This window comes from Chloroflexota bacterium (assembly GCA_013152435.1).
Lineage (GTDB): Bacteria > Chloroflexota > Anaerolineae > DUEN01 > DUEN01 > DUEN01.
The window spans coordinates 1-12,044 of the sequence record JAADGJ010000027.1 but is presented as its reverse complement, the minus strand read 5'-3'; the positions used below and the strand labels follow the sequence as shown (position 1 = coordinate 12,044).

At 66.1% G+C, this 12,044-nt stretch carries 10 protein-coding genes; 1 reads left to right on the top strand and 9 read right to left on the bottom strand.

Annotation, left to right across the window (positions count from 1 at the left end; all coding sequences use genetic code 11):
- A partial coding sequence (locus tag GXP39_03530) for a CinA family nicotinamide mononucleotide deamidase-related protein (GenBank protein NOZ27111.1) occupies positions 1 to 1,119 on the bottom strand: 1,119 nt, incomplete at its 3' end.
- A gap of 327 nt (positions 1,120 to 1,446) precedes the next feature.
- On the opposite strand from GXP39_03530, the gene GXP39_03525 reads away from it, so the two are divergent.
- A complete protein-coding gene (locus tag GXP39_03525) occupies positions 1,447 to 2,631 on the top strand; it encodes a glycosyltransferase family 4 protein (protein ID NOZ27110.1) in 1,185 nt (394 codons plus the stop codon).
- A 379-nt stretch (positions 2,632 to 3,010) separates the two neighbouring features.
- Here the strand turns inward: GXP39_03525 and GXP39_03520 are convergent, their stop codons facing one another.
- From GXP39_03520 to GXP39_03485, 8 genes are all read right to left on the bottom strand, one after another.
- Positions 3,011 to 4,345 carry a hypothetical protein gene (locus GXP39_03520; GenBank protein ID NOZ27109.1) on the bottom strand — a complete coding sequence of 445 codons (1,335 nt, stop codon included), beginning with the start codon at positions 4,343 to 4,345 and terminating at the stop codon, positions 3,011 to 3,013.
- A 49-nt stretch (positions 4,346 to 4,394) separates the two neighbouring features.
- Positions 4,395 to 5,633, bottom strand: coding sequence for a TIGR00300 family protein (locus GXP39_03515; GenBank protein ID NOZ27108.1), 1,239 nt, complete (start codon positions 5,631 to 5,633; stop codon positions 4,395 to 4,397).
- Positions 5,634 to 5,728: 95 nt separating this feature from the next.
- A complete protein-coding gene (ligA, locus tag GXP39_03510) occupies positions 5,729 to 7,783 on the bottom strand; it encodes an NAD-dependent DNA ligase LigA (GenBank protein ID NOZ27107.1) in 2,055 nt (684 codons plus the stop codon).
- 80 nt (positions 7,784 to 7,863) lie between these two features.
- Positions 7,864 to 8,523 (bottom strand): hypothetical protein, encoded by a 660-nt coding sequence (locus GXP39_03505; GenBank protein ID NOZ27106.1) that lies wholly within the window; start codon positions 8,521 to 8,523, stop codon positions 7,864 to 7,866.
- Between the two features lie 51 nt (positions 8,524 to 8,574).
- On the bottom strand, positions 8,575 to 10,317 hold the full coding sequence (gene polX / locus GXP39_03500) for a DNA polymerase/3'-5' exonuclease PolX (GenBank protein ID NOZ27105.1): 1,743 nt from the start codon (positions 10,315 to 10,317) through the stop codon (positions 8,575 to 8,577).
- Positions 10,318 to 10,331: 14 nt separating this feature from the next.
- A complete protein-coding gene (locus tag GXP39_03495) occupies positions 10,332 to 10,916 on the bottom strand; it encodes a 2'-5' RNA ligase family protein (protein NOZ27104.1) in 585 nt (194 codons plus the stop codon).
- 326 nt (positions 10,917 to 11,242) lie between these two features.
- The gene (locus GXP39_03490) at positions 11,243 to 11,950 is read right to left on the bottom strand and encodes an N-acetylmannosamine-6-phosphate 2-epimerase (protein ID NOZ27103.1); all 708 of its coding nucleotides are present in this window, start codon (positions 11,948 to 11,950) and stop codon (positions 11,243 to 11,245) included.
- The coding region (locus GXP39_03485; GenBank protein ID NOZ27102.1) for a carbohydrate ABC transporter permease at positions 11,947 to 12,044 on the bottom strand (98 nt) is incomplete at its 5' end. The genes GXP39_03485 and GXP39_03490, both read right to left, overlap by 4 nt.

Genomic DNA, 12,044 nt, shown 5'->3' with positions numbered 1-12,044 from the left:
CACGGCGATGTGGGTATAGCCGGTGCGCTCGCTATATAACCCCTCCTCCTCTCCCATACTGCCCAGAACCGCCAGCCCGTACGCGGCGCCGGTCTGCTGACGCCACGCCCGAGCCAGCCTCTCCGTCTCCTCCGCGCTGAACACGTAATCTCCGGCGGTGGGCAGCTCGATTCCCAACGCACGGAGCCCGGACGCATCGTCCTGGACGACCATGGCCGCCCGCACCACCGCCGTCTCGCCCGAGGCCTCCGACAGGCGCCGGGCGAGCTCTCCCGCCGTGTTGCTCTCGATCACGCTCACCTGCGCACCGCGCTCGGCCAACAGCCGGGCCACCACCTCCTCCAACGTTTCACGCCCGGTGCCGTAGATGTACTTCCCCACCCGGGCCCGCACACGAGCCTCCATGTCCGCGATCAGCCGATCGGCCTCGGCCTCGCTGTGCGCCTTGGCCGTGATCCGGATATCCGTCTGCCCGACGTGGGCCGCCAGTCCCACCGTGGGGTTCGACGAGTGCATCAGATCGCTGATCCGCTCATCGATGCTGCTCTCGCCGATGGCGCACGTGCGCAGCACCTTGCTCTTGATCACGGTCTCCCCGGTATGCAAGCGCTCTCGCAAGAACGGGATCACCGACTCCCGCATCAGGTATTCCATCTCCCGCGGCACTCCGGGCAGGCTGATGATGATCCGTCCCTGATGCTCCACGATGAAGCCGGGGGCGGTGCCCACCGGATTGGGGATCACCGTCGCGCCTTCCGGGATGCGCGCCTGGCGACGGTTGTTCTCGCTCAGCGAACGGCCTCGCCGGATGAAGAACGCCTCGATCTGCCGCAGCGCCTCCTCGCTCTCCCGCAGCGGCCGATCCACCGCCAACGCCACGCCCTCCCGGGTCACATCGTCCACGGTGGGCCCCAGCCCTCCCGTGGTGATGATGATGTCCGACCGCCCCATAGCCTGCCGCAACACGTATGCGATGCGCTCGGCGTTATCCCCCACCGTAGTCTTGAAGAAGAGATTCAACCCGATGGAGGCCAGCTGGCGGGCGATGAAGGTCGCGTTGGTATCCACGATCTCGCCCAGCAACAACTCCGTCCCGATGGAAACGATCTCCGCTTGCATCCCCTCTCCCCCTCATCTCACGACGTCGCATATGCCGCATGCATTCTAGCACAGCCGCGTGGGCCAGGCAACGATTCACCGCGGCCGATGCTCCCCATCCCAAGCCCCTGGCATGGCGACGGCGGAGCATCGGAAAAACCGGGGCGGGGCGTAGGTTGCCCGCCTTGTTGCCTCCCCGCCGCCCATGTTATACTCCCCACGATGGCATCGTGAAAAGGGCACACGGCCGCTGCTCCGTCGCAGGGGCCCGTTCTCTACAAGGCAAGGCCATCCTCCATGCGCACAGGAGCGCCCGCCACCACGCCGCACCCATCGGGGGAGGAGATCATGCGCATCGCTCTACTCACGGACGTCTACAAACCCGTGCTGAACGGCGTGACCAACTTCATCAGCCTGCACAAGCGAGAGCTGGAGCGCCGCGGCCACGAAGCGTGGGTCTTCACCCCCGGGCATACCGACTACCAGGACGACGAGCCCCGGGTTGTGCGGTCCAAGGCGATCCCCATCTCCGACACGGGCTATCACCTGAGCTTCGGCTACGATCGACGTACCCGGCGCCTCCTGCAGAGCATGGACATCCTGCACGCGCAACACCCGTTCCTGAGCGGCATCATCGCCGCGGCCATCGGCCAGCGCAACGGCATCCCGGTCGTGTTCACTAACCACACGCGCTACGACCTGTACGCCCAACAGTATCTGCCCCTGCTCCCGCCCTCCCTCTCGGAGACGTTCCTGGAGACGTTCTTCCCCACCTTCACGCAATGGTGTGACCTGGTCATCGCGCCCTCCCGTGGCATCTACGACCTTCTACGATCCTGGGGCACGCGATGCCGCATCGAGATCGTGCCCAACGGCATCGACGTGGAGGCGTTCCTGCACCCCAAGATCCGCCACACGCGAGCGGACGTGGGCATCCCGGAGCACGCCCGGGTGGCGGTATTCGTCGGCCGCATGGCCGGGGAGAAGAACGTCGCCTTCCTGCTGCACGCCTTCGCGCCCGTAGTGGAGGAAGTGGACGACGCCCACCTGCTGCTGATCGGCAGCGGGCCGCAGCTGGAGGAGTATCGGGCGCTGGCAAACGAGCTGGGGATCCGGACACGCGTGCACTTCACCGGGCAGGTGCCCTACGAGGAGATGCCGGGCTACCTGATCCTGGGCGACTTCTTCGCCACCGCCTCCACCAGCGAGGTCCACCCCCTCACCGTGCTGGAGGCGCTCGCCGCCGGGCTGCCGGTGTTGGGCATCCGCTCCCCCGGGATCGCAGACACCATCGAGCACGGATACAACGGCCTGCTCGCGTCGGAGGACCCGGCCGCCTTCGCCCTGAAGATGGCGCGCCTGTTCCAGGATGACGATCTGCGCGAGCGCCTGGCACAGGGGGCCCGGGAAAGCAGCCAGCGATACTCCATCACGCGCACCACGGAGCGCATCCTCCAACTGTATCAGGAGCTGATCGAGGCGAAACGGTCCCGATCGATGCTCCCCGCGCCGAACCCATCGCACCCCGCCTGAAAGAGCACCTGAACGTTCACCGGCCAGGTGTCTGAGGGTCTCCCGCAGCTACCAGCTCCACAGGGGGAGGCGTAGAGAGGAGATCCCACGGAAATCCCACTTTTCCAGCCTACACCTGCCTTTCTTGACCCTTTCCACAAGGCCTGGGCCAAAGCCGGGCAGATCGGAGGCGGGAGAAGGGCTTTTTCCGGAGGGACTTCGCCCCTCCGGGCCTCCCCATAGCAGAAGCAACGGCTTTCTTCAGCCGCCCAACGGGAGGAGAACAGAATCTGTCCCCTCTTGGCTATCTGGGGGACAGGGGATGAATCAAGAGGCCCCGATCTCCCGACCGGGGCCTCTCAACGGATCGCAGCCGAAGGGACGTCACCACGGTAAAAGGCTACAGCATGAGCGTGGCCTGCGCCCGGATGTCATCCAGCCGCTTGGCCAGCGCCTCCTGCCCCTGCGCCCGCATGGACTCGGCCATCACCCGCATGGACTCCACCAGCTCCGCGTCCAGATCCTCGCGATTCTCCATGAGGAGCTGCCGCGTGCCATCCGGGTACTCCGCCCGCAACAGCCGGTTGATGAGACGCAGATCGGGCGGCAGGTCCTCCTCCAGGAGCTCCACCGCCATCTCCCAGACCTCCCGCAGGCGCCGAGCGGCCGCGGCCGCGCCCTGTCGCTCGGCCGCGTCGATGTTGGCCCGCAAAATGTTCATGAACGTCTCGTTGATCTCGTCCTTGCGGGAGCGCAACAGGGTCACCGGGTCGTCGCTCTCCAGCACCGCCTGCAACAACTGCGAGGCCTGATCGATGATCGCCTGGATGGCCTCGTCCTGCCGGCGCTGGATCTCCAGGATACGATCGCGCAGGGCGCGCAGCCGCTGGCTCTCCTCTCGATCCTTCCGCTTCTCCGCCCGCTCGATTCGCTCCGCGAGCGCCTGGAAGAAGAAATAGTCCATGAGCGGGCGGGCCACGGCCACCAACGCCTCGATAGCCGACTCCTCCTCCGCGTTGAGCAGCCGCTCCAGGATATCCTCACGGGTGGTGCTCTCATCAAGCCCGGACAGGATCTCCTGCTGAGCCCGAATGCGGCGTCCCAACGTGGTCATATCCATCAGCTTATCCAGCAACGCGGAGATCTGCTGCGCTGAGCGCATATCGCCCTGGGCGGCAGCGCTCTCGGCCAGCACGCTGGCCAGGGCGAAGAAGTCCTCGTCCAGCTTCTCGTCGTTCTCGGCGACGATCGTCCGCAACCGCTCCTCATCGCCGACGGCCTGGACCAGCCGCTGGAGCAGGTTCAACCGCTCGCGCTGGGCCTCCCGCATCTCGCGGGTGATCCCGTCCGCCTCCAGGATCGCGTCGATCAAACTCTCCAGCGTGAGGAACTGCTTGGGCTGCAACAGGTAGGCCTTGCGCTGCTCGGGCGGCAGGGAGTTCATCAGCGCGTTGGTCAGCTCGCCGATGCGCTGCTGTTGCTCCAGGTTCGTCAGGTTCGCCTGAGCGGGCACGAACACGCCCAGAAACTCCTTGGAGGGGTCATGATACAGGATGGGAGCCGCCAACGCGATGGGCATGCCACACGAGGGGCAGGTCGCCATGTTCAGTTGCCCGGCCAGGAGCTGCTGCTTCAGGCTCGGATCCTTGCTCACATCGATGATGCGATGCACCTCGGCCGTGAACGAAGTGCGGCAGTTCGGACACTGCACGGGTATCCTTTGCTTGTCGAACATGTTCCTTCCTTACCTTCTCTCAGACTCTTGCCGATGAAAGGCGCCGCCGCTATTCCGGCAGGGCCAGCTCCTCCACCAGTTCCCGAAGGAATAGCTCCGCATCGGTGACCATCCCCACAGCCTGAAAGCTCCCCCGATCGGCCAGCTTGGTCACCGTCGCCGGGTTGATATCGACGACCACCACTTTGACGTGGGCCGGCAACAGGTTCCCGGTCGCGATGGAGTGCAGCATGGTGGCCACCATGATCGCCATCTCCACGTCTCGCAGCGCCTCCCGCATCTGCCGCTGCGCCTCGATCACGTCCGTGACGACGCCGGGCATGGGGCCATCGTCCCGTATGGAGCCCGCCAGCACCATCTGCACGCCGTGGCGGATCGCCTCGTACATCACCCCCGAGCGCAACAACCCGGTCTCCACCGCTTTCTCCAGCGACCCCACCCGGCGGATCGCGTTGATGGCCCGCATGTGGTTGCGGTGCCCCCCCGGGACCGGCAGTCCCGTGCGCAGATCCACCCCCAATGAGGTGCCGAACAGCTGCGACTCCACGTCGTGTACGGCGACGGCGTTGCCGCCGAACAGCACCTGCACATACCCGCCACGGATCAGGCGGGCCAGATGCACGCCCGCGCCGCTGTGAATGATGGCCGGGCCCACCACGAACAGGATCCGTCCCCCCTGCTCCCGCAGATCACGCATGACCTGGGCGACCTGAGCGATGGCCAGCGCGTTGGGTCGCTCGGACGAGACGGTGGACCGCATGAAGCTGAAGACCTCCTGCTCCCGCTCGCGCTCCATGGGGAACACGCGAACCCCCTCGTGTCCGACAACGACCTGATCGCCCGCCTTGAGCTCGGCGATGGGGCACGTCCACGCCCGGCTTCGCTCGCGGTCCACGACGATCACCAGGTCCATCTCCGTCCCCTCGACGTCCACCCAGTGGCCATGCAACCGCACCTGCGTCGGCAGGTTCGTGGTCGAGTAGAAGTCATCCGGCGCCGCGCCGTCGATTGGGGCGGGCTCGGTACGCACATCGCCGCCATCCACGATCTCCGCGCCGAACTCCTGAAGCGTCGTCAGGATCTGGCGCATCTGCGGCTCGCTGTCCGCGAAGACCCTCAGCCGGGCGTAGCTGGGCTCCTGCTTGTGCCGCCCCACCCGGATCTCCTCCACGTTGAAATCCCCACCCAGGTCCATAATGGAGTCCATCACCCGAGTCAGGATCAACGAGTCGATGATATGCCCCTCCAATACGATCGTCTCAGAGAACTCATGCCGGTTCGCAACCATAAGCGTTTTGACAACCTCTTCCTGTTGGATCGCGCACCCCTCGATCAGATGTGCCCGCTCATCCGGCACACGGGGGAGAAGCCAACGGGTGCGCCCTATTCCCCCTTCTCAGCGACCTGTCCCTGCTCCACCAGCTTCAACAGCCCAGCCTCGTCGATGATAGGAACCCCCAACTCCTGCGCCCGTTGCAGCTTGCTGCCCGGCGAGGCCCCCACCACCAGATAATCAGTCCGGCGGCTGACGGAGTTCGTCACCCGGCCGCCGTGACGCACGATGAACTCGGTGGCCTCCTGCCGGCTCATGGTGGGCAACGTCCCCGTGATCACGAACGTCTTGCCCTCCAGCGGGCGAGCCCCCTCCTCCGGCACCTCTGGCACCTCATCGGCCATCCGCACCCCGGCCGCCCGCAACTTCTCGATCACTTGCCGGTTGGACTCGCGAGAGAACCAGTCCACGATGCTCTTGGCGATCTTGGGGCCTATCCCCTCGATCTGGGTCAACTCCTCCTCGGAGGCCTGCATGAGGGCGTCGATGGAGTGATAGTGCTGGGCCAGGATCTCCGCCACCGTGCTGCCCACGAACTTGATCCCCAACGCGGTGATCAGACGAGCCAACGGGCGATTCTTGGCCGCCTCGATCGCCCGCATCAGGTTCTGGACCCGCTTCTCCTTGTACCCCTCCAACTCCAGCAGCTGCTCAGGCTTCAGATAGAAGATGTCCGCCACGTCGCGGATCAGCCCCTTCTTCACGAACAGCTCGGCCTGCTTGCTGCCCATCCCCTCGATATCCATGGCGCCGCGGGAGACGAAATGCTCTACCAGGCGCACGAGCTGAGCCGGGCAGGCGGCGTTGACGCAGTAGTAGGCCACCTCCCCCTCCGGGCGCACCACCGGCTCCCCGCACGCGGGACAGCGATCGGGCATATGCCACTCGCGCTCCTCGCCCGTGCGCAGCTCCACCACGGGCCGAACCACCTGGGGGATGACCTCGCCCGCCCGCTTCACCACCACCATATCGCCGATGCGGATGTCCTTCTCCCGAATGTAATCCTCATTATGCAACGTGGCGTTGCGTACGGTCACGCCTCCCACCCGTACCGGCTCCAGGATGGCGTAGGGGTTCAGCGTCCCCGTGCGACCGACGTTGACCTGGATATCCAGCAGACGCGTGATCGCCTCCTCGGCGGGGAACTTATAGGCGATGGCCCATCTGGGCGCGTTGCCCACGGCCCCCAGTCGCTCCTGGATCTCGAAATCGTCGATCTTGACCACCAGGCCGTCGATGTCGTAGTTCAGCTCGTGACGACGCGACTCCCATTCCACACAATGCTGCACCACCGCCTCGAAATCATCGAAGCGCCTGGCGTGCGGATCTACCGGGAACCCCAGCCGCCGCAGATAGTCCAGGGCCTCCCATTGACAGCGCGGCGTCTCCCCGCCCTCTACGATGATCACCTGATAGGCCCACAGGCTCAGCGGGCGAGAGGCGGCGATGCGCGGATCGAGCTGACGCAGGGATCCGGCGGCGGCGTTGCGTGGGTTGGCGAAGGTTCGCTCGCCACGAGCGGCCAGCTCGGCGTTCATACGCTCGAAGGCATCCCGGGGCATGTACGCCTCGCCCCGCACCACCAGCCGACGCGGCGGCGGCCCATCCTTCACCACCGGGATGCGCAGCGGCACGGCGGGCACCGTGCGCAGGTTGGCGGTGATATCCTCGCCCACGTAGCCGTCCCCGCGCGTCGCCCCCAGAACGAACAGGCCATCCTGGTAGTGAAGCACCACCGTCAGTCCGTCGATCTTCGGCTCGACCACGTACGCCAGCCGGTCGGCCATCTCAGGCGGGAGCAGGCGCAAGGTCCGATCCCGCCAGGCCCTCAGCTCATCGGGGCCAAACGCGTTGGAGAGGCTGAGCATCGGCACCGGATGCTCCACCTTCTCAAAGCGATCCAGCGGCTCCCCGCCGACCCGCTGCGTGGGCGAATCGGGCGTGATGAGCTCCGGGTGCTCCTCCTCCAGGCGCCGCAACTCCCGGACCAGCGCGTCGTACTCCGCGTCGCTGATCTCCGGATCATCCAGCACGTAGTATCGATAGTTGTGGTAGTTGATCAACTCGCGCAGACGGGCGATGCGCTCGGCCACAGATTCGCTCATGGATCACCCCCGCACAACGGGCAAGCGCGCCCGCCGGCCCCAGCCGCCACGGGCGCGCCCTGCATGTGCAAGATTATGGGCTATTGAGACGAAGATGCCGGCGTGGCATCCTCCATCACGGGCTCCAGCCAGTCGGCCGCCACCCAGCCCGACAGCCCCTCATCGGGACCGCTGAGGACCCGCACCCGCCACCAGGTGTAGCCATCCATCTCCACCGGGTACTCGCCGGTCACATCCCCGGGCTGAGGCAGCAACTCCAACAGGGTCCCATCCCGCAGGATGACCCTCGCGGCGCTCTCCAGCCCCGGCCCTCCTCGCAACAACAGGCCTTCCGGCTCGCTACCGGTGACCACCGCCTTCCGTCCGACGGCCAGCTTCGGCTCGGGCGTGGGGGTCAGCGTGGGAGTGGGCGTGGGCGGCACCGGCGTGGGCGTGGCCGCCAGAGCCTCCAGCCGGGCCAACGCGGTGGGATCGGGGGTAGGCGTCCCCTCGGGCTTCCCTCCCCCGCCGATCACCGAGAACGCCAGGGCCACGATGGCGACGATCACCAGGGCAATGGCGCCGATCGCCCACAAGGGGATCTCCCGTCCCAGGTGGCGCTCCTCCGGAGGATCGTACATGGACTGGGACTCAGGTTCCCAATCCGGGTCCGCGTCCGTCTCGAAGGCGGGGCCCTCCCATGCCCCCCCTCGCGGCTCGTCATCCGGTGGGGACGAGGGCGTGCGGAGTTCATCGGTCATGATGCCATCCTCCTCAACTTGACGACAACCTGAGAGTGACGATCTCCGAGATCAGCCTCTGCCGCCGCGACTCCGCAGCCACTGCTCCAGGCGGTCCAGCGACAGGGTGTTCAACACACAGTCAGGCGTTGCCCACCCCCGACGGGCGGTTGCCACACCATACTCGATGAAGTCGAAGTCGGCCGGGCTGTGTGCATCGCAATTGATGACCAGCGGCACGCCCAGCTCGATAGCCCGCCGCACGTGCACATCATCCAGGTCCAGCCGGGACGGATGGGCGTTGACCTCCATGGCGACGCCGGTCTCGGCGGCCGCCTGCAACACCGCCTCCAGATCGACGGCGCTCTCCTCCCGGCGCCCCAGCAAACGCCCCGAAGGATGCCCCAGGACGTCCACGTGCGGATTCCGGATCGCGGCCAGAGCACGAGCGGTGATCTGATCCCGATCCTGACGCAGCCCGGTGTGCAGCGAGGCGACCACGCAATCCAGCTCCGCCAGGACCTCGTCCGGATAATCCAGGGTGCCATCCGCCCGCACCTCGACCTCGGCGCCCTGCAGGAGGCGGAAATCGGACCAGCGCTCGTTCAGACGATCGATCTCCGCCCGCTGCTCCCGCAATCGCTCCACGGTCAGGCCACCGGTGACACCCAGGCTCTCGCTGTGATCGGTGATCACCAGATAGCGATATCCTCGTGCCCGGGCCGCCTCAGCCATCTCCTCGATGGTCGCCGTGCCATCGCTCCAGGTGGAATGCGCGTGCAGCTCCCCCTGGAGATGGCCCATCTCGATCAGCCTCGGCAACCGGCCCTCGGCGGCTGCTTCGATCTCACCCCGGTTCTCGCGCAGCTCCGGTGGGATCCATGGCAGCCCCAACGCCTCGTAAACGGACTCCTCCTCCGAACACAGCAGCTCACTACCATCATCCCGCTTCAACGCGTACTCGCTCAGGCTGAACCCTAACTTCAACGCCCGCTCCCGCAGGGCGATATTGTGCGCCTGAGATCCGGTGAAATACTGCAGCGCGGTGCCCCATCGCTCGGGCGGGACGACGCGCAGATCGACCTGCAGGCCATCACGGGTGCGAATGGAGGTTTTCGTCGTCCCACGCAGGATCACCTCGGCCACATCCGGAAGCCCCACGAAGACCTCCATCACCGGCTCCGGGTCCTCCGCCGCGGCCAGCAGGTCCAAGTCGCCGATGGTCTCCCGCCAGCGTCGCAGGGACCCGGCCACGGTCGCCTGGGACAACGAGGGGATCCCCTCCATCAGCCCTCGGAGCAGGGCCAACGCCACGGGGCGCGCCTCGCCGATGGGGATGCGCCGACTGCGACGCTCCAACGCCTGGATGCCGGCCAGGATGCGCTGTTCCGTCTTGGCTCCCATGCCGGGCAGCTGGCGCAACTGACCGGCCTCGGCGGCTGCCTTCAACTGCTGAACGGATGTGATGCCCAGCTTCTCCCACACCAGGCGAGCCGTCTTGGGGCCGACCTCCGGGATCTCCAACATATCCACGACACCGGGCGGCACCTGCTGCTCCAGCTTCTCCAGATAGCTCATGTGCCCGGTGCGCAACAGCTCGTCCAGTTTCTCGGACAGAGCCTCGCCGATGCCCGGGATCTCACGCAGACGGCCTTCTCGCCAGTAGTCGGCCAGGTCCCGTGGCAACGACTCGATGCTGTCGGCCGCGCGCCGATAGGCCATGATCTTGTATCGGTTCTCACCCAGGATATCCAGGATGCCACCGATACGCCGTAACAGCGCGGCGATCTGTTTGTTACTGGGCGCCTGGTCCATCTATCGCTCCGCTGCTATGCCCCGTGATCGGTCGGCTCCTCGGGCAGCCTGCCCCGCAACGGCCAGATGCCCAGCTCCATCCAGACGCCGGGCGCCCGTTGCACGCTCATCCACAGGCGATCGATGATGAACTGGACATCCGGGACCTGAGGGGCCAGCTGGCGGGCCACGGCCTCCGCGTCCTCCCAATCCCCCTCCACGGCCGTCATGTGAGGCTGCCACGTCTCCAGGTTAAAGGGCTGGGTGGACACACCCAGCCCCGTAACCTCCTCGGCGATGGCCTGGTAGATATACCGCAGCGTGGGCGTCTTCTCTACCGGGATCACCAGGCGCTGATGCGGTGTGCGCAGCGCGAAGGCGATCAGCCCCCCCGCGCGCACATGAATCGGGGGCAGATCACGGACGATCGTCTCCACCCGCTCCTGCACGACCTCGGCCAGGTGGAGGCCATAGATGGTCTGAATGGTCAGGCGCGGCTCCGGATTGGGCGTCCCGCCAGCCTCTTCAGCCAGGCGTACGAAAAGATCACGCAAAACGGAGCGCGTAGGCTCGGGAGGCTTCCCGATGATATACAGCCTGCCATCAACGCTTTCGATCACGTGGTTGCTCCGGCGAACGAAGGCCGATCCGGGACCGGGTTGATGGCATTATACCAACTTTCCAGACGATTGACAAAGGCAGTCTTTATCAGACGCCATTCCCCTCGGAGGCCGAAGCACGCCCATAAAGCAAAAGAGGCGGCTGTGACCGCCTCCTGGGGGCATCACGATGGCTCGCCGCTCAATCGTCCGCGAAGCGAACCTCAATCCAGTAGCCCATCTCGAACAGGCGCTTCCACGGAAGACTGACATCCCGTACCGAGATCGCCGAGATTGCGCCTCCCCTCCTCCAACACATACCATGGGGGAAGTCCACCAACACCCCCTCAGAACGGGCGATGACCTGATCGTCGGATCGCCTGCACGAACCAGCGCGTGATCTCCTGCGGGCGGGTGATGGCCCCTCCCACCACCACGGCGAAGGCGCCCGCCTCCAGAGCGGCCACCGCCTGCTCCGGCGAGCGGATGCGTCCCTCCGCGATCACGGGAACGGACAGCCGGGCGGCCAGGGCCCGGATCAACTCCAGATCAGGCGCCTTACGCTGGACGCTATACGGCGTGTACCCGGACATGGTGGTGGCCACCAGGTCGGCCCCGGCCTCCGCGGCCGCCACGCCCTCCTCCACCGTCGAGACGTCGGCCATGATGGGACAGGACAGGGCCGCCTTTAGCTGGCGGATATACGCGGCGCCATCCTCCGCCTCGGGATGCGGCCGGGCCGTGGCATCCACCGCCACGATATCCGCCCCAGCCTCCAACACCGCGCGGGCGTGCTCCAGTCGCGGGGTGATGTACACCTCAAAACCAGGCTCCTGCACCTTGTAGATCCCGATGATGGGCAAATCCACCGCGGCGCGGATGGCGGCCACATCCTCCGGTGAGTTGGCACGGATCCCAACCGCCCCTCCGATGCGAGCAGCAACGGCCATTCGCGCCATGATCTCGCTGCCATGCAACGGCTCTCCCTCCAGAGCCTGACAGGACACGATCAATCCGCCTCGCAGCCGATCGAGAAGCTCGTAGTCTATGGTCATCCCTTAATCCCCGTCAGTGTGATCCCCTCCATGAACGTGCGCTGCGTGAAGAAGAACAACACCAGCGGCGGCAACATCGTCATCGTCGACGCCG

Coding starts and splice junctions, on each gene's coding strand:
- ligA (NOZ27107.1), bottom strand. CDS start 7,783: ATGAGCGAATCTGTGGCCGAGCGCATCGCCCGTCTGCGCGAGTTGATC.
- GXP39_03490 (NOZ27103.1), bottom strand. CDS start 11,950: ATGACCATAGACTACGAGCTTCTCGATCGGCTGCGAGGCGGATTGATC.
- GXP39_03515 (NOZ27108.1), bottom strand. CDS start 5,633: ATGGTTGCGAACCGGCATGAGTTCTCTGAGACGATCGTATTGGAGGGG.
- polX (NOZ27105.1), bottom strand. CDS start 10,317: ATGGACCAGGCGCCCAGTAACAAACAGATCGCCGCGCTGTTACGGCGT.
- GXP39_03525 (NOZ27110.1), top strand. CDS start 1,447: ATGCGCATCGCTCTACTCACGGACGTCTACAAACCCGTGCTGAACGGC.
- GXP39_03520 (NOZ27109.1), bottom strand. CDS start 4,345: ATGTTCGACAAGCAAAGGATACCCGTGCAGTGTCCGAACTGCCGCACT.
- GXP39_03505 (NOZ27106.1), bottom strand. CDS start 8,523: ATGACCGATGAACTCCGCACGCCCTCGTCCCCACCGGATGACGAGCCG.